The 18,398-nt window shown below is 72.8% G+C and carries 13 protein-coding genes; 10 read left to right on the forward strand and 3 right to left on the reverse strand.

Annotated elements, in window-relative coordinates:
• Positions 1-67: 67 nt before the first annotated feature.
• The 10 genes from ACZ5DC_RS26830 to moeZ all read left to right on the forward strand — a co-directional run bounded on the left by ACZ5DC_RS26830 (position 68) and on the right by moeZ (position 12,034).
• Positions 68-1,786 (forward strand): ABC transporter substrate-binding protein, encoded by a 1,719-nt coding sequence (locus tag ACZ5DC_RS26830; RefSeq protein WP_468656821.1) that lies wholly within the window; start codon positions 68-70, stop codon positions 1,784-1,786.
• A gap of 4 nt (positions 1,787-1,790) precedes the next feature.
• Positions 1,791-2,825: an ABC transporter permease gene (locus ACZ5DC_RS26835; protein ID WP_468656823.1), complete on the forward strand. Its 1,035-nt coding sequence runs from the start codon at positions 1,791-1,793 to the stop codon at positions 2,823-2,825.
• Positions 2,822-3,820: an ABC transporter permease gene (locus ACZ5DC_RS26840; protein ID WP_468656825.1), complete on the forward strand. Its 999-nt coding sequence runs from the start codon at positions 2,822-2,824 to the stop codon at positions 3,818-3,820. The genes ACZ5DC_RS26835 and ACZ5DC_RS26840 overlap by 4 nt, the downstream gene beginning before the upstream one ends.
• Positions 3,817-5,454 carry a dipeptide ABC transporter ATP-binding protein gene (locus ACZ5DC_RS26845; protein WP_468656827.1) on the forward strand — a complete coding sequence of 546 codons (1,638 nt, stop codon included), beginning with the start codon at positions 3,817-3,819 and terminating at the stop codon, positions 5,452-5,454. The genes ACZ5DC_RS26840 and ACZ5DC_RS26845 overlap by 4 nt, the downstream gene beginning before the upstream one ends.
• A 250-nt stretch (positions 5,455-5,704) precedes the next feature.
• Positions 5,705-7,486, forward strand: coding sequence for a DUF3492 domain-containing protein (locus ACZ5DC_RS26850; RefSeq protein ID WP_468656829.1), 1,782 nt, complete (start codon positions 5,705-5,707; stop codon positions 7,484-7,486).
• Between the two features lie 350 nt (positions 7,487-7,836).
• A complete protein-coding gene (locus tag ACZ5DC_RS26855; RefSeq protein ID WP_468656831.1) occupies positions 7,837-8,916 on the forward strand; it encodes a hypothetical protein in 1,080 nt (359 codons plus the stop codon).
• Between the two features lie 66 nt (positions 8,917-8,982).
• Entirely contained in the window at positions 8,983-9,105 is a 123-nt protein-coding gene (locus ACZ5DC_RS26860) for a hypothetical protein (RefSeq protein WP_263982449.1), read from the forward strand.
• Entirely contained in the window at positions 9,102-10,055 is a 954-nt protein-coding gene (locus ACZ5DC_RS26865; RefSeq protein ID WP_366752034.1) for an NAD-dependent epimerase/dehydratase family protein, read from the forward strand. The genes ACZ5DC_RS26860 and ACZ5DC_RS26865 overlap by 4 nt, the downstream gene beginning before the upstream one ends.
• The gene (locus tag ACZ5DC_RS26870) at positions 10,043-10,792 is read left to right on the forward strand and encodes a spherulation-specific family 4 protein (RefSeq protein ID WP_468656834.1); all 750 of its coding nucleotides are present in this window, start codon (positions 10,043-10,045) and stop codon (positions 10,790-10,792) included. Before ACZ5DC_RS26865 ends, ACZ5DC_RS26870 begins: the two co-directional genes overlap by 13 nt.
• A 63-nt stretch (positions 10,793-10,855) precedes the next feature.
• Positions 10,856-12,034, forward strand: coding sequence for an adenylyltransferase/sulfurtransferase MoeZ (moeZ, locus tag ACZ5DC_RS26875; RefSeq protein ID WP_171153032.1), 1,179 nt, complete (start codon positions 10,856-10,858; stop codon positions 12,032-12,034).
• Positions 12,035-12,099: 65 nt separating this feature from the next.
• Here the strand turns inward: moeZ and ACZ5DC_RS26880 are convergent, their stop codons facing one another.
• The 3 genes from ACZ5DC_RS26880 to ACZ5DC_RS26890 all read right to left on the reverse strand — a co-directional run bounded on the left by ACZ5DC_RS26880 (position 12,100) and on the right by ACZ5DC_RS26890 (position 18,315).
• A complete protein-coding gene (locus ACZ5DC_RS26880) occupies positions 12,100-13,659 on the reverse strand; it encodes an alpha/beta hydrolase (protein ID WP_468656836.1) in 1,560 nt (519 codons plus the stop codon).
• A 148-nt stretch (positions 13,660-13,807) separates the two neighbouring features.
• Complete coding sequence (locus ACZ5DC_RS26885) at positions 13,808-15,352, reverse strand: alpha/beta hydrolase (protein ID WP_468656838.1); 1,545 nt, start codon at positions 15,350-15,352, stop codon at positions 13,808-13,810.
• Between the two features lie 95 nt (positions 15,353-15,447).
• Positions 15,448-18,315, reverse strand: a complete 2,868-nt coding sequence (locus ACZ5DC_RS26890; RefSeq protein WP_468656840.1) for a lysylphosphatidylglycerol synthase transmembrane domain-containing protein — start codon at positions 18,313-18,315, stop codon at positions 15,448-15,450.
• Positions 18,316-18,398 lie beyond the last annotated feature (83 nt).

The raw sequence follows: 18,398 nt of genomic DNA on the forward strand, positions 1-18,398 counted from the left end.
ACATGTCTCATCAGTCGAGAAACCCTCGACGAGCCCCACCACGTCACCCCGAGAGGTCGTCATTCCGATGCGTCAACCGTCCGTCATAGCGCGCCGCGTGGCAGTGGCATCCGTCAGCCTGGTCGTGGCAGCGGGCGCCGCCGCCTGCGGCCCGGAGGACAACGATGCCAAGGGCTCCGGTGGCGACTCCACGCCCCACAAGGGCGGCACGCTCACGGTCCTGAACTCACAGCCGCAGTCGGACTTCGACCCCGCGCGCCTGTACACCTCCGGCGGCGGCAACGTGCCCTCGTTGGTGTTCCGCACCCTCACCACGCGCAACCGCGAGAACGGCGCGGCCGGCGCCAAGGTCGTCCCCGACCTCGCCACCGACACCGGGCGCCCCAACAAGGACGCGACCGTGTGGACGTACACCCTGAAGAAGGGCCTGACGTACGAGGACGGCACGCCGATCACCTCGGCCGACATCAAGTACGGCATCGAGCGCTCCTTCGCCCCCGAGCTGTCCGGCGGCGCCCCCTACCTGCGGGACTGGCTGGTCGGCGCCGCCGACTACCAGGGGCCGTACAAGGACAAGAAGGGCCTGTCCGCGATCGAGACGCCGGACTCCCGGACGATCGTCTTCCATCTGAACAAGCCCGAGGGCGAGTTCCCGTACCTCGCCACGCAGACGCAGTTCACCCCGGTGCCCCGGAGCAAGGACACGGGCACCAAGTACGAGTCGCACCCGGTCTCGTCCGGCCCGTACAAGGTCGTCAAGAACGAGAACGACGGCGAGCACCTCGTCCTGGAGCGCAACAGGCACTGGTCGGCGGCGACCGACGAGGAGCGCAAGGCGTACCCGGACCGCATCGACGTGCGCTCCGGCCTGGACTCCTCGGTGATCAACCAGCGGCTGTCCGCGTCCCAGGGTGCGGACGCCGCCGCCGTCACCACGGACACCAACCTCGGCCCGGCCGAACTCGCCAAGGTGTCCGGCGACAAGGACCTGGCCGCGCGTGTGGGCACCGGCCACTTCGGCTACACGAACTACCTCGCCTTCAACCCGAAGGTGAAGCCGTTCGACAACCCCAAGGTGCGCCAGGCCGTCGCGTACGCCATCGACCGGTCCTCCGTGGTCAACGCGGCCGGCGGCAGCGCTCTCGCCGAGCCCGCCACCACGTTCCTGCCGAACCAGAAGTCCTTCGGCTACACGCCCTACGACCCGTTCCCGGCGGGCAAGTCCGGCGACCCGGCGAAGGCCAGGGAACTGCTGAAGCAGGCCGGCTACGCGAACGGTCTCACCATCACGCTGACCCACTCCAACAGCAAGGACTTCGAGACCAGCCCGGAGATCGCCACCGCCGTCCAGGACGCGCTCAAGAAGGCCGGCATCACGGTCAAGCTGCAGGGCCTGGAGGACAACGACTACCGGGACAAGATCCACAGCGTGAAGACCGAGCCCGGTCTCTTCCTCGCCCACTGGGGTGCCGACTGGCCCTCCGGCGGCCCCTTCCTCGCCCCCATCTTCGACGGCCGGCAGATCGTCAAGGACGGAGCGAACTTCAACACGGGCCTGCTCAACGACAAGTCGGTCAACGACGAGATTGACGCGATCAACAAGTTGACCGACCTTGACGCCGCGGCCCAGCGCTGGGGCGCACTGGACAAGAAGATCGGCGACAAGGCCCTCGTCGTGCCGCTGTTCCACCCGGTGTACAAGCGCCTGTACGGCAAGGACGTCAAGAACATCGTCATCAGCGACTGGACCGGCGTCCTGGACATCTCCCAGGTCGCGGTGAAGTAGCACCGTGAGCGAGGCACTTGCCGTCGTCGAGACCGCCGGGACGGGCGCCTCCGTCCCGGCGGTCTCGGGGGCACGTCAGTTCTGGCGGCGGCTGCGGGCGCAGCGCGCCGCCCTGGTCGCCGCGGCCGTCGTCGCGCTGCTCGTCCTGGTGGCGCTCGCCGCGCCGCTGCTCACCGCGCTGGAGGGCCAGGACCCCACCACGTACCACCCCGCCCTGATCGACTCCGCGCGCGGCGGCGTGCCCATCGGTTCCCTCGGCGGCGTCAGCGCCGACCACTGGCTGGGCGTCGAACCGCAGACCGGACGCGACATGTTCGCCCGGCTGGTCTACGGCGCGCGGGTCTCGCTGGGTGTGGCGCTCGCCGCCACGGTGGTCCAGGTCGCCATCGGCGTCGCGGTCGGCGTGGCCTCCGCGCTCGGCAACCGATGGGTTGATCAACTCTTGAGCCGGGCCACGGACATCATCGTCTCGATGCCCCTGATGATCATGTCGTTGGCGCTGCTGGCCATCGTGCCGTCCAGCTTCCCCCGGCCGGTCCTGGTGACCCTGGTCATCGGTCTGATCGCCTGGGGCACCATCGCGAAGATCGTGCGGGCCCAGACCCTCTCCCTGAAGGGCCTCGACTACGTCTCCGCCGCCCGGCTGAGCGGCTGGGGCACCTGGCGGATCGCACGCCGCGAACTCCTGCCCGGCCTCGCCGCGCCCGTCATCACGTACGCCGCGCTGCTGGTGCCCACGAACATCTCCGTTGAGGCGGCGCTGTCCTTCCTCGGCGTCGGCGTGAAGCCGCCCACCCCGTCCTGGGGCCAGATGCTGACCGCCGCGGACGTCTGGTACCAGGCGGCACCCCAGTACCTGCTGCTGCCGGCCGGCGCCCTGTTCGTCACCGTCCTCGCCCTCACCGTCCTCGGCGACGGCGTGCGCACCGCCCTCGACCCGCGCGCCGCCTCCCGCCTGCGCGTCGGCACCGGCCGCAAGAACGCCGGCGGGACCGGGAACGCGACCGGGAACGCGACCGAGAAGGAGGCCTCCGCATGAGCGGCTTCGGCGGATTCCTGCTGCGCCGTACCGCCGGCGCCGTCGTCACCCTGCTCGCCATCTCGGTGATCGTCTACGTCGTCTTCTACGTCACCCCCGGCAACGTCGCCCAGATCACCTGCGGCCCGCGCTGCTCTCCGGAGCAGGTGCACCAGGTCGCCGAGCAGCTCAAGCTGGGCGACCCCCTCTACCTGCGGTACTGGCACTTCCTCCAGGGACTGTTCGTCGGCCAGGACTTCTCCACGGGCACCTCGGTCGAGCACTGCGCCGCGCCCTGCCTCGGGCAGTCGTACCAGACCGACCAGCAGGTCCTGCACATCATCCTGGCGAAGCTCCCGGTCAGTGTGTCGCTGGTCGTCGGCGCCATGGTGCTGTGGCTCCTCCTCGGCATCGGCACCGGAGTGCTGTCCGCCTGGCGACGCGGCCGGGTCTCCGAGCGCGTGCTGACCGCCGTCACCCTCGCGGGCACGGCCACGCCCGTCTTCGTCATCGGCCTCGTGCTGATGATCGTCGTCTGCGGCCAACTGCGCCTGCTGCCCTTCCCGCAGTACGTGAACTTCTCGGACGACCCCGAGCAGTGGGCGTGGAACCTCCTGCTGCCCTGGCTCTCGCTCGCCCTGATCGAGGCGGCGGCCTTCGCCCGCCTCACCCGCGCGTCCATGCTGGAGACCCTCGCCGAGGACCACATCCGCACCTTCCGCGCGTACGGCGTCCCGGAGCGCTCCATCGTCGGCCGGCACGCCCTGCGCGGCGCCCTCGCGCCCGTGATCGCGCTGAACGCCAACAACGTGGGCTCCGCCGTCGGCGGCGCCGTCCTCACCGAGACCCTCTTCGGCCTGCCCGGCATCGGCCAGGAGCTGGTGCACGCGGTGAAGGTCGTCGACCTGCCGGTGGTCGTCGGCATGGTCCTGGTGACCGGCTTCTTCGTGGTCCTCGCCAACGCCGTCGCGGACGTCCTGTACGCGGTGGCCGACCGACGGGTGGTGCTCGCATGAGCCTGGTGGAAGCGGCCGGCACGAGCCTGGAAGCGGCGGACGACAGCCTGGTGGAGGTGTCGGGCCTGACCGTCGAGTTCGGCGCCCTGCGCGCCGTCGACGGGCTCTCCTTCCGCCTGGCGAAGGGCGCCGCCCTGGCCCTGGTCGGCGAGTCCGGCTCCGGCAAGTCCACGGTCGCGGGCGCCCTGCTGGGCCTGCACCGGGGCACCGGAGCCCGGATCGGCGGCTCGGTGCGGGTGGCCGGCACCGACGTACAGGCGGCCTCCGACGAGGAGCTGCGCCGGCTGCGCGGCGCCAGGGCCGCCATGGTCTTCCAGGACCCGCTGTCCTCGCTCGACCCGTACTACGCCATCGGCGACCAGATCGCCGAGGTCCATCGCGTCCACACGCGCGTGTCGCGCCGTGCCGCACGCGCGCGTGCCGTCGAGGTGCTGGACCGGGTGGGAATCCCGGACGCGGCCCGCCGGTCCCGGTCCCGGCCGCACGAGTTCAGCGGCGGCATGCGCCAGCGCGCCCTCATCGCCATGGCCCTCGCCTGCGAGCCCGACCTGCTGATCGCCGACGAGCCGACCACCGCCCTCGACGTCACCGTCCAGGCGCAGATCCTCGACCTGCTGCACGGGCTGCGGGAGGAGACCGGCATGGGCCTGCTCCTCGTCACCCATGACGTGGGTGTGGCCGCCGAGTCCGTGGACGACGTCCTCGTCATGCGGCACGGCCGGGCCGTCGAGCGCGGCCCCGTCGGCACGATCCTCACGGCACCCGCCGAGCCGTACACCCGGGAACTGCTCGACGCCGTCCCGCGCGTGGACGCCCGCCGCACCGGCTCCCCGGCCGGCGAGGAGGTCGTGCTGGAGGCCACCGGCGTGCGGCGCGAGTTCGGACGCGGCAAGCGGGCGTTCGCGGCCGTGGACGACGTCTCGGTGACCGTCCGGCGCGGCGAGACCCTCGGCGTGGTCGGCGAGAGCGGCAGCGGCAAGACCACGCTCGGCCGCATGCTCGTCGGGCTGCTGGAGCCGATCGCCGGGGAGATCCGCTACGAGGGGCGCCCGCACACCGGCGTGGACCCGTCCGTCCAGATGGTCTTCCAGGACCCCGTCTCCTCCCTCAACCCGCGCCGCAGCGTGGGTGAGTCCATCGCCGACCCGATCCGCGCGCGCGGCGAACGGGACGAGGAGCGCATCCGGGAGCGCGTGCGGGAACTGCTGGAGCGCGTCGGGCTCGACAGGGCGCACTACGACCGGTACCCGCACGAGTTCAGCGGCGGTCAGCGCCAGCGCATCGGCATCGCGCGGGCGCTCGCCGCCGAGCCGCGCGCCATCGTCTGCGACGAGCCCGTCTCCGCGCTCGACGTCACCACGCAGGCGCAGGTGGTCGCCCTGCTCGGCGAACTCCAGCGGGAACTCGGCCTCGCGCTGGTCTTCATCGCGCACGACCTCGCCGTCGTCCGCCAGGTCAGCGACCGGGTCGCGGTGATGCGGCGCGGCCGGCTCGTCGAGTACGGGGCCGCCGACGAGGTGTACGACAGCCCCCGCGAGCCGTACACCAAGCAGCTCCTGGCCGCCGTACCCGCGCTCGACCCGGAACTGGCGTCCCGGCGGCGCGCCGCCCGGCGCCGGCCGGCGGCGGTGTAGCGGCGCGGCGCCGTGGCGGCCGCGCCGGCAGCTCCGCGGACCGGCGTAACGTTTCGCGCTCGGGTGATCACTGTCTGATCCCTTAGCGCGACGGAACGCGACCCGCACGCGAAAGTTACGACCGTTCACCCCTTTTGGTGGTGCGACGGACAACCGTCCGTCGCACCACCGCCTTGTCCCCTTACGTTCGTCCCGCTGCGAGCCGCCAGGACAACGGCGGCTCCCCAGACGGGAGATCGGGGGTGCACACGTGCGCATAGGACTGGTTACCGAGGGTGGCTATCCCTATGTGGGCGGTGACGCCATGCTCTGGTGCGACCGGCTCGTGCACGGGCTCGACCGGCACGCGTTCGACGTCTACGCGCTCAGCCGCGGCCCGGACCAGGAGGCCGGCGGCTGCGTTCCGCTCCCACCGCAGGTCAGCCGGGTGTGCACGGCGCCGCTGTGGACCGCCGCGGACGACGGGGTCGCGTACGGACGACGCGCACGCCGGCGCTTCGCCGAGTGCTACGGGGAGCTGGTGGCGGCGGTGTGCGCCGGGGCCGACGGGGGAGGGGCCGGGTCTGCGAAAAGCACCGCGGCCGGGGCCTGGCCCGGGCTTGGGGTCGGGCCCGGAACGGCGTCGGACATCCGGTCGCAGGACGCTTCCGCCGATCTGGCGGACCGTTTCGGCAGCGCCCTGTACGCGCTCGCCGAACTCGCCCGCGAGCAGGGCGGACTCGTAGGCGCCCTGCGCTCCGACGCCGCCGTGCGCGCACTCGAACGCGCCTGCCGCGCCCCCCGGGCGCTGCGCACGGCGCGCGAGGCGCGCGTACCCGATCTGCTCACCGTCGCCGCGCACCTCGAACGCGCCCTGCGCCCCCTCTCCCTCGACTGGTACGGCGACGACGGCCTCGGCGCGGCCGACCTCTGCCACGCCACCTCCGGCGGCCCGGCCGCCCTCTGCGGCCTCCTCGCCCGGCACTTCTCCGGCGTACCGCTGCTGGTCACCGAATACGGCGTGCACCTCCGCTCGCACTACCTGACCCTCGGCCCCGACACCGCCGCCCCCGCCGTACGCGCCCTGCTCGGCTCCTTCCACCGGCGGCTCGCCGCCGAGGTCTACCGGGGGGCCGAGATCCTCACCCCGGGCAACGCCCACGCCCGCCGCTGGCAGGAACGCTGCGGCGCCGACCGCTCCCGTGTCCGCACGGTGTACCCCGGCATGCCGGCCGACCGGTTCACCGAGGCCGGCGAGGGCCCGGACCGCGCCGACCCGCACACCCTGGTCTGGGTGGGACGCGTGGACCCCGCCAAGGACCTGGTGTCGCTGCTGCACGCCTTCGCGCAGGTGCGCAAGGCCGAGCCCGAGACCCGTCTGCGGATCGTCGGCACGCCTTCCGGCCCCGAGGGAGGGGCCTACCTGGGCCACTGCCGGGCGCTCGCCGCGCAGCTGTTCCCGGACGAGGCGGAGGGCGCGCACGCCGTGGGCGACAACCCCGTCTCCTTCGAGGAGATCGGCGGACCCGACCTCCCGACGCTGCCCGACGCCTACGCCGCCGGTGCGGTCGTCGTCCTCTCCAGCGTCGTGGAGGGCTTCCCGATCGGCCTCGTCGAGGCGATGTTCTGCGGCCGGGCCACCGTCTCCACGGACGTGGGCGCGGTGGTGGAGGTCATCGGCGGCACGGGACTGGTCGTCCCACCGCGCAACCCCAGGGCGCTCGCCGAGGCGTGCCTGGCCCTGCTGCGCGACCCCGAGCGCCGTGAGCGCCTCGGTGCCGCCGCGCGCGCCCGGGCGCTCGAACTGTTCACCGTCGAGCAGAACATCACGGCATTTCACGGCATTTACCTGGAGATCGTCTCGCACTGCCCGGTCCGCCGGGTGGTCCTGGACGAGTCCGGTGAACCCCTGCCGTTCGCCGCCCCCGCCGAGTCCCACGTCCCCGGCCGCTGGACCGGCCCCACCCCCCGCGTCCTCCCCCGTGGCCTCCCCACCTGGGCCACGGACACCCCGGTCCGGGCGACCCCGCTGGCGACGGAGGGCGCCCGATGAGCGGGCTGGACGCCCGTCCGGCGGACGGGCCGGGCACCGGCCCGGCAGGTGAGCCGGGTGGCGCCGGCTTCGTCAGGGGCGGCGGTACGCCGGACCGGAGCGAGCCTGCCGGAGCGGACCGGCCGGGGATGCCGAGCGGAGCCGATCCGTGGGACACACGGTCGGGGCAGTGGCCGGCGGACGTACCCGACGAGCGCTCCGCGCGAGCCACGGGATCGCCGTTCGTCCCGGCCGGGCAGCCCTCTCCCTCACCCGCCCCGCCCGGCGCCCGCGCCGTACCGGACGCGAACCCGGGGGAGGGGAGCCGACGTCGAGGAGCACCCGGGCCCCGCCGTGGGCCCGTCGACCCGGTGAAATCGCTGCTGCACCGGCACCGGGAACTGTGCGAGCGGGCCGTGGACCCGTTGGAGATCGCCGCGGGGCTTGAGGCGCACGGCCTGACCGACCGGACCGCCGCCCGCTTCCGGCACCGTGACGTCTTCTCGCTCGCCGAAGAGCTGTACGCGCGCGTGCCGCGCACCGCCGAGCCACGCCCGGGACCCGGGCCCCGGCCGGCCCCCCGCGTCCGCCCCGGCTGGGTCCTGCTCACCCTCCTGCCCGGAGTGCTCGGCGCGGCCACGGAGACCGGAGTGCGCCTCACCCAGGGACACCCCCGCCAGTCGGTGGCACTCGGCGGCCTCCTCGCCGTCGCCCTCGCCACGGGCGCGGCACTGCGCCACGGCCCGCTCGCCGGCCCGCCCGGCACACGCGCGTGGGGCGCCCGGATCGCCACCCGCGCGTGGACGGTCTGGCTGCTCGGATACGCCCTCCTCGGCGACGGCCTCCTGCACGCCGTCCTGACGGGCGGCCCCGACGCCCCGCCCACCGTGGCCCCGCACGGCCCCTGGCCCACGACCGCCGCGCCCGTCCTGGCCCTCCTGCTGGCCTGCGCCCCGGCGGCCTGCTCCGCGCACCTCCTCGCCGCGGGCGCCCGCCGCAGGCTCGCCCGCAGCCGGGGCCTGGCGGACTTCACGGCCGCCGCGAAACCCCTGCTGCTCGGCGTCCTCGCCGTGTTCCTGGGCGCCCTCACCGCGCTGATCGCGCTCTGCGGCACCCTCCTGCACGCGCCCGCGGCCTACCCGCAGGCACTCTCCCTGGGCGCCCTGCTCCTGCTCGCCCGCCTGCTCACCGTGCACCGCCACCGGCACGCCCCCGCCCTGGCGCTGGGCGCCGCCGTGGCCACGGAGGCGGCGGCCCTGGCGCTGCCACTGGCCGGCCGGCTGCCCGGCTGCGCCTTCCTGGCGACTCCCGTCGAGATCCTCGTCGACGCCTCGGGCGAGGCCGCCGTTCCGGCCCTCGCCTGCGGCACCGCGGCCCTGGCCCTGCTCTGGCACGCCGGCCGCACCCTCACCCAGGCATCGGCCCACGCGCCGACGGGAGCCCCCGGCTGAACCTTCCGCCACCGGCCCTACGCACCGCCGGAGGCAACCGCATCACCCCCTGAAGGAGAACACCAGATGACCACCTCCCGACCCGGAGCGCCCGGCACCCCCGGAACCACCGGAGCGCCCGGCGCAGCCGAAGGAGCCGTCGAGACGGCCGGTACCACCGGCGCGCACACCCCGGGAGCCGCCCGATGAGGGTCCTGCTGATCGGAGCCAACGGATTCATCGGCCGCTTCGTCGCCGACCGCCTGCTCGCCGACCCGGCCGTCCAGCTCACCGCACTCGGCCGCGGCGACGACGCCGACGTCCGCTTCGACCTCGCCACCGGCAGCCCGGGCGCACTCACCCGCTTCCTCGACGCGGTCCACCCCGGAGTCGTCATCAACTGCGCCGGCGCCACGCGCGGGGGCGCCCGCGACCTCACCCGGCACAACACGGTCGCCGTGGCCACCGTCTGCGAGGCCCTGCGCCGCAGCGGCTGCGGTGCCCGCCTGGTGCAGATCGGCTGCGGTTCCGAGTACGGCCCGAGCCAGCCCGGTTCCTCCACGGCCGAGGACGCCGTGCCGCGTCCGGGCGGCCCGTACGGCGTCAGCAAGCTCGCCGCGACCGAACTGGTCCTCGGCTCCGGACTGGACGCCGTCGTCCTGCGGGTCTTCTCACCGGCCGGCCCCGGCACCCCGGCCGGCTCCCCGCTCGGCCGGCTCGCGGAGGCCATGCGCCGCGCCATGCAGTCCGGCGACGGCGAACTCAAGCTCGGCGGCCTCGGCGTCCAGCGCGACTTCGTCGACGTCCGCGACGTGGCCCGGGCCGTGCACGCCGCCTCGCTCTCCGCCGCGCAGGGCGTGATCAACATCGGCTCCGGCCGCGCCGTCCGGCTCAGAGACGCCGCCGCCGTCCTCGCGCGCGTGGCCGGATACGGCGGCGCCCTCCACGAACTCGACGCCCCGCCCGGTCCGCTGCGTGCCGCCATCGGGCACCCCCGCGGCGACTCCGAGCACGCGGTCCCGGTGGCGTACCCGGACGGCTGCGGCAGCTGGCAGCAGGCCGACGTACGCACCGCGCGCGACCGGCTCGGCTGGCGGCCCCGCATCAACCTCGAGGAATCCCTGGCCGACATCTGGATGGAGGCGGCATGCCGCATCTGACCAGCACCGCCGCGGGCACCACCGGCACCGGCGTCCGCACCGCCCTCGGCATCCCCGGCTACGCCCACCCGCTCGTCGCCCCGGCCCAGTGGGCGGAACTGGTCCGCCCCGGCACCCCGCTGGACTGGGTGGTCCTCGACGTCGCCGCCGGCCCCGGCACCCGCCCCGACCCGCACTGCCTGGAAGCCGCGGGCCGGCTCCGCGCCGCCGGCGTCCGCGTCCTCGGCCACCTGGACCTCACCTACGGCGCCCGCGCCTTCGGCGACCTGCTCTCCGACGCCCACCGGCACCTCGACTGGTACGGCGTCGGCGGCTTCCTGCTGGACCGCTGCCCCACCGAACGCACCGCGCTCCCCGAGGTGCGGCGCGCGATCACCACGCTCCGCGCGATCAGTGACAGCGCCCACATCGTCCTCGGCCACGGCCGCCACCCGCACCCCGGCTACGCCGAGAACGCCGACCAGCTCGTGACCTTCTCCGGCCCCTGGTCCGACTACCGCTGGTCCCAGGCGGCCGAGTGGACCGCCGACTACCCGTCCGACCGCTTCTGCCACTTCGTGCACGGTGTGCCCCGCGGCCACCTGGACGAGGCGCTGCGGATCGCCCGCTGGCAGGGAGCGGCCACGATCTACTTCACGGACCGTACGGACAGGGACGGTCGCGTGAACCCCTGGGAGACCGTGCCCGGCTACTGGGACGACATCGTCTCGCGCCTCGGAACGGGTGTCTCGGAATGAAGAAGGGCGTGGCAGTGTTACGAGAAGAACAACCGTAGTGATCGACCGACCAACGGAGTCCCCGTGTCGCTGCCACCCCTGGTCGAGCCAGCTCCTGAGCTCACCGTAGACGAGGTCCGCAGGTACTCCCGCCACCTGATCATCCCCGACGTGGGCATGGACGGGCAGAAGCGGCTGAAGAACGCCAAGGTGCTCTGTGTGGGCGCCGGCGGCCTGGGCTCGCCGGCGCTGATGTACCTGGCCGCCGCGGGCGTCGGCACTCTCGGCATCGTGGAGTTCGACGAGGTCGACGAGTCGAACCTGCAGCGTCAGATCATCCACAGCCAGTCCGACATCGGCCGCTCCAAGGCCGAGTCCGCGCGCGACAGCGTCAAGGGCATCAACCCGTACGTGAACGTGATCCTTCACGAGGAGCGGCTCGAAGCCGACAACGTGATGGACATCTTCAGCCAGTACGACCTGATCGTCGACGGCACCGACAACTTCGCGACCCGCTACCTGGTCAACGACGCGTGCGTGCTGCTCAACAAGCCGTACGTGTGGGGCTCGATCTACCGCTTCGACGGCCAGGCCTCGGTGTTCTGGTCCGAGCACGGCCCCTGCTACCGCTGCCTCTACCCGGAGCCCCCGCCCCCCGGCATGGTCCCCTCCTGCGCCGAGGGCGGCGTCCTGGGCGTGCTGTGCGCGTCCATCGGCTCCATCCAGGTCACCGAGGCGATCAAGGTCCTCACCGGCACCGGTGAGCCGCTGGTCGGCCGGCTGATGATCTACGACGCCCTGGAGATGCAGTACCGCCAGGTCAAGGTCCGCAAAGACCCCGACTGCGCGGTCTGCGGCGAGAACCCGACGGTCACCGAGCTCATCGACTACGAGGCCTTCTGCGGCGTCGTCTCCGAGGAGGCCCAGGCGGCGGCGGCCGACTCCACGATCACTCCGAAGCAGCTCAAGGAGTGGATCGACGACGGTGAGAACATCGAGATCATCGACGTCCGCGAGCCGAACGAGTACGAGATCGTCTCCATCCCGGGCGCCAAGCTGATCCCGAAGAACGAGTTCCTCATGGGCACCGCTCTGGAGGGCCTCCCGCAGGACAAGAAGATCGTCCTGCACTGCAAGACGGGTGTCCGCAGTGCGGAAGTCCTCGCGGTCCTGAAGTCCGCGGGCTTCTCCGACGCGGTCCACGTCGGCGGCGGCGTGATCGGCTGGGTCAACCAGATCGAACCGGAGAAGCCGGTCTACTGACCCGGTGACCCGGTGTGCGTGGCGGGGGCTTCGGGTGCGTACGGCGTCCGGAGCCCCCGTTCGCGTCAGGAGCAGACCTTGCCGTCCTTCGGCACCGTCCCGTTCAGCAGGTAGGCGTCCACCGTCGAGTCGACGCAGTCGCTCCCGTTGCCGTACGCCCCATGTCCCTCGCCCTTCCAGGTGAGTTCGACTCCCACGTCCCGGCCCAGTTCGTCGGCCATCCTGCGGGCGCCCTCGTACGGGGTGGCCGGGTCGCCGGTGTTGCCGACGAGCAGGATCGGCGCCGCACCCGGTGCGCTGACCTCCGGAGTGTCGTACTGGCCCGGCACCGGCCAGTCGTGGCACCAGCCCGCCGTGTCCCAGCCGAGGAAGTCCCCGAAGACCGGCGATATCCGCCTGAACTCCGCCAGCCGCCGCTTGGTCTCGGCGAGCGTGGGCCGCTGCTTGTCGTCCAGGCACGATATGACCCGCTGGGAGTGCGTCGTCGTGCCGTAGCGCCCCGAGGCGTCCCGGTCGTTGTACTCGTCGGCGAGCGCCAGCAGCCCCGAACCGTCGCCCCGCTCCGCCGACTTCAGGGCGCCGGTCAGCCTCGGCCACATCGACTCGCTGTACAGCGGCAGGATGATCCCGGTGACAGCGAGCGTCTGGGTGAGCTTCCGGCCGGATGAGGCCGGCAGCGGTTCGGCGTCGATCCGTGCCAGCAGGCCGGCCACCTTCCGGGAGCCCAGCTCGGGGTCCTGGCCGGTGGACTTGAGGTAGTCGTCCAGGGCCCGTTGGAAGCCGCGCGCCTGGTTCTCGGCGTGGCCCACCGTGTCCGCGGCCGGGTCGACCACCGCGTCGAGGACCAGCCTGCCCACCCGCTGCGGGAACAGGTGGGCGTAGACACCGCCGAGTTCGGTGCCGTAGGAGATGCCGAAGTAGTGCAGCTCCTCGTCGCCGAGGACCTGGCGCATCAGGTCCATGTCGCGTGCGGTGTCGGTGGTGGACACATGGGCCAGCAGCGGGCTGGCGGCCTTCTGGCAGCCCTTGCCGAAGTCGGTGGCGTCCTGGAGGTACGCCTTCTCCTCGGCCGGGGTGTCCGGTGTGGCGTCCACGGACTCGGCGGCCTGGATCTCCCGGTCGCCGCGGCAGCGGACGCCCTCGCTCGCGCCGACCCCTCGGGGGTCCCAGCTCACCAGGTCGTAGCGCTCGTGGAGGGAGGAGACGGAGGGCTCGAAGTACGGCATCGTCGACACGCCGGAGCCGCCCGGGCCGCCGAAGTTGAACAGCAGCGAGCCGATGCGGTCGCCGCCGGTCGCCCGCGCGCGGACGAGGGCGAGCCCGATCGTCCCGCCGTCCGGCCTGCTCCAGTCCAGCGGCACCTTGAGCGTCGCGCACCGCCAGGCGTCGCCCGGCGCGGACGAGGTCCCGGTGGCCTCGCAGCGGTGCCAGTCGAGGCGCTGGGAGGTGAGGGAGCTCGGGAGCGCCGCCTGCGTCGGCGCGGTCGTGGAGCGCGACGGCGACGGGGGAGCCGAGCCCGTCCCCTTGCCCTCGTCCCCGCTCCCGCCCCCGTCGGACGAGCCCCCGCACCCGGCCAGCAGCAGCCCTGCCGCCAGCGCGGCCGTCCACCGCGGCAATCGCGTCATGCGCACCCCCCTGACAGGCCCGCCGCATCGTGCCGCGCCGGGCGTTCAGGCCATCGTAGGCGCCCCGGGCCCGGCCTGCCGGGCCTGTGGATAACCCTGTGACCTGGGGATTCACCTGCCGTGAGGGTCTGTCGTTGTCGGAGGTCTGTCAGGAGCAGACCGTGTTGGCCTTCGGCTTCCTTCCGTCCAGCAGGTAGCCGTTCACCGCGCTCTGCACGCACTTGTTCTTGCTGTCGTACGCGCCGTGCCCCTGGCCCTTGTACGTCAGCTCGATGCCGACCCCCTTGCCGAGTGCCTCCACCATCTTCCGCGCGCCCTCGTAGGGGGTGGCCGGGTCGCCGGTGTTGCCGATGACGAGGATGGGCGCCGCCCCCGGGGCGCTGACGTCGGGGTGGTCGGCCGCGCCCGGCACCGCCCAGTCCGTGCAGCTGACCATGCCCCAGGCCAGGAAGTCGCCGAACAGCGGGGAGGCGGCGCGGAACTCGGGCAGCTTCCGCCGGACGTCGTCCGCGGTGTACCGGGGTTTCTCGTCGGAGCAGTTGATGGCGGTGTTGGCCGCGGTGAGGTTGCTGTACTCGCCGTTCTCGTTGCGGCCGTTCATCGAGTCGGAGAGCAGCATGAGGATCTTGCCGTCGCCGTCGTAGGCCTGCTCCAGGCCCTCGGTGAGGTACTCCCAGAAGTCCTTCGAGTACAGGGACTGCGCAATGCCGTTGGTGGCGGCGGTCTGTGTCAGCTGACGCGGGAAGATGCCGGGGATCGGGTTCTTCTCCAGGTCGGCGAGGAGTTTGGCGATGCGGTCCTTCACCTCCTGCTCGGTGCTGCCGATCGGGCACTCCTCGGTCTTCGAGGTGCAGTCCCTGGCGAAGTTGTCGAGCGCCAGCTGGAAGCCCCTGGCTTGCCCGAGCGCGCCCTGCTCCGGGGTCTGCGTGGGGTCCACGACCGCGTCCAGGACGGCCCGGCCGACGTTCTTCGGGAACAGGTGGGCGTAGACACCGCCGAGCTCGGTGCCGTAGGAGATGCCGAAGTAGTGCAGTTTGTCGTCGCCGAGGACCCGGCGCATCAGGTCCATGTCGCGGGCCGCGTCCGTGGTGCGCACGTGCGGCAGGATCGTCTCGGAGTTCTTCTCACAGGCCGCGTTGAACTGCTTGGTGCGGTTCAGGAGCTGGACCTGTTCGGCGTGGTCCTCCGGGATCGCGTCCTGCTGGAAGTACTCGTCCAGCTGGGCGTCGCTCTCGCACTTCACCGGTGCGCTGCGGCCGACCCCGCGCGGGTCGAAACTGACCAGGTCGTAGCGGGTGCGCAGGGCCGCGTAGTCCGCGCCGAACGCGGGCAGCGTGGTCACGCCGCTGCCGCCCGGGCCGCCGAAGTTGAACACGAGCGAGCCGATCCGCCTGCTCGCGGGGCCACTGGCCCGGGCGCGGATCAGGGCGATGCCGATCGTGTCGCCCTTCGGCCTGCTCCAGTCCAGCGGCGCCCGCATGGTCGCGCACTGCCACTCCCCGCCGTTCGGCAGCGGCGAGGGAGGGCTGCCGCCGCCCTCCGCCTCCGAGGGGGCCGGACAGGATTTCCAGTCCAGCGTCTGCGCCGTGAGATCCCCGTCCTTGCCGTCGCCTCCGCATCCGGCCAGTACGGCGGAGAGCAGCACAGCGGTGGTGGTCAGCGCGGCGGCGCGCAGCCGGAACGGGTTCGCCATACCCCCATCGTGGGGGCGCGTACGCCGGGGCGCGCGGGACGCGGGCCGTAAGAGGTAACCCGCCGGCGGGGCCGGAACCTGCCGGGCAGGCCCTCTTACAGGGTTCCCTTGCGGGTGAGGTGGTTGAAGGCCAGCCAGCCCGGCAGCACCGGCAGCCACAGGGTCAGCAACCGGAACAGCAGGACGGCCGGAGCCGCGACCTCCTTGGGCAGACCCACGGCGATCAGGCCGACGGTGAGGGTCGCCTCGACCGCGCCCACGCCACCGGGGGTGGGCGCCGCGGAGCCGAGCGCGTTGCCGGCGAGGAAGACGACGGCGACGCTGGCGATGCTCAGCGACGCCGATCCGTCGCCGAAGGCCCGGATGGAGGCGTCCAGGCACATCACGAAGCAGGCGGTCAGCAGCAGCATGCCGCCGATGCCGGTGACGAGCTTCTGAGGCCGCTGGAGCACGTCGAGCATCCGGGGCACGACACCGGCGAACAGCGACCTCACGCGCGTGACGACGAACTTCCGCAGGAACGGCACCGAGGTGACCACGAGGACCAGGACGGCCACGGTCAGCAGACCCGCGATGACCGTGCGGGACGGCGACAGCGACGGCGTCTTCTCGGTGCCGGTCAGATAGCCGAAGGACAGCAGCATCAGGATGTGACAGCCGAGCCCGAACAGCTGCGAGGCGCCGACGCTCGCCACCGCGAGTCCCGGGCGTACGCCGGCGCGCTGGAGGAAGCGCGTGTTGAGCGCCACACCGCCGACCGCGGCCGGCGCCACGATCTTCACGAACGATCCGGCGACCTGCGCGGCCACGGTCCGCGGGAACGGCACCCGTTCCGGTACGAAGCCCAGCAGGGCCATCGCGGCGGCGACGTAGCTGAGCGCGGAGAACAGCACCGCGGCGGCCACCCAGCCCCACTGGGCCTGCGCGAACAGCGTGGCGAACTCGATGTGGGTGAGCTGCGTCAGCAGGTAGTAGGCGCCGATCGCACCCGCGATGAAGCTGATGAGGGTGCGCGGCCGGACCCGCTCCAGGCGGGCCGGTTCCACGGGCGCCTGGGGCCTGATCCGCAGCACCTGGTGCCGGATCTGGGTGAGCAGATCCTCCTCGCGGGCCTCTTCGAGGGCTTCGTCGATGGCCCGCTTCTCGGCGCGCTGCTCGGCGCGGACCGCCTTCTTGTCGGGCTTCTCGGGCCCGGGCGGGGCCGTCTCGGCGGCCTCCTCCAGACGGGCCGCCTTGGCCTGCCGGGAGGCCTCCAGCACGGCTTCCCGTTCGCGCTGGGCCCGCTCCCGGGCCAGTCGGCGCAGTGTCGCGCGCGTGGAGCGCGTCAGCGCGATCGGCTGGAGCATCGGCAGGCAGTCGGCCACCGCGTCCGGGCCCAGCACCTTCACCGCCGAGGCCACCGCCCGCTCGGCGCCCACCCGCAGGCCGAGCGTGGTGACCAGCTGGGCGACGTCCATGCGCAGCAGCAGATCGCCGGCCGCGATCTCGCCACCGCGCAGTTCGGTGAGGATCACCCTGCCGGAACGATCCACCAGGATCGCGTCTCCGGCCAGCCTGCGGTGCGCGATGCGCCGGGACTGCAGCGCCCGCACCTGGTGCCAGGCGTTCCGCAACAGCTCGTCGGTGATCTCCTCGTCGGCCAGCGAGTCCAGGGTGCGCCCGCCGGTGTGCTCGTACACCAGCATGACCGCGTCCGGGCCCAGCTCGGAGGTGGCGATCAGCTTGGGCGCGTTGGCGCCCGCCGCGATCGCCGCGTACGCCAGCAGCGCCTCCTGCTCCAGTGCCTGGCGCAGTGACTGCAGGCTGGAGCGGGTGGCGAAGCCGCGCAGGGTGAGATTGCGCCAGGCGCGGTAGAAGAAGCCCTGGGCCTGCTGTTCCCGGTCGACGACCGTGACGTCCAGCGGCGGGCCGTCCTCCAGCGAGACGAAGTAGCGCCGGCCCCGGTCGCCGTTCTCCGTCTCCACCACTTCCTCGCGCGCCGCTCCGACGGGGTGGAAGCCGACGTGCCGCAGGCCCGCCATCAGGGTCTGGCCGGTCGGGCGGACGTTGGGGGAGCCGACCGCGTACAGGGTGCCGTAGGCGATGGTCCAGCCGATCAGCACGGTCAGGATGATCGAGAAGGGGGTCGTGTAGCCGGTGACCAGCATCGAGAACGCGTCGAGCAGCAGCACGATCCACAGCACCGCGCGCCATCTGGGTCTGCGGGACATGCCGACGGCCGTCATATAGGCGATCACGGGCGCCAGATAGCCGTGCACCGGGTCGGTCAGGGCGTGGATGTCACCCGGCGAGGGCTGGGTGAGCGCCTCCTGGATCGAGTCGGGTGCGGCGCGGGCGACCCACAGGTCGGTGGCGAGCGTCACCCCGTGCGCGAGGACGGCCGCGAGGACGCCGTCGGCGATGCGCAGCCCGTCGCGTTTGATCAGCCGTTCGATCGCGAACGCGACCGGCACCAGCAGGATCGCGATGCTGGAGGCCAGCCCGGCGATCTTGATCAGCAGGTCCGGGGCCTGTCCGGTGCCCTTGTTGATGTCCTGTTCGAGGCCCGAGGTGGTGCCGTGCGCGAAGGCGGCGATCGCGAGCAGCACCACGATGCCGAGCAGGCCGACCAGGAGCCGCATCAGGTCGGAGGGGCGGTGCACGCGCGCGGGCAGCAGCGGTTCGTCGCGCTCCACCTGCTCGGCGTGGGGGTCGTCGTCGGCGCACGGACGGGGGTCCGGGGACGCGGTCGCGGGGATCCGCGCCGTCTCGGCGGCGGGCGGCTCCTCGGCGGCATCCGCTGCGCCGTCGCCCTCCGCGCGCGTGGCGTCGTCATCGCGCTGACCGGCGTCCTCCTGGGGGTGCCGGCCGCTGTCTTCCTGCTGCGCGCCGGTGCCGCCGCCGTCCGCGCCGGCGGGACCGGGGCGCGCGGAGGCGTCAGGGGTGCCCGCCGCTCCTTCGGGGTGCACGCCCTGCTCCTTCATGGTCTCTTCGTGGTCTCGTATCACCAGTCACCGCCCGCACGATGGTGGCATGCCCCACCGATACTCACGGGCATCAGGGTGCG

This window comes from Streptomyces sp. NPDC031445, from assembly GCF_055581365.1.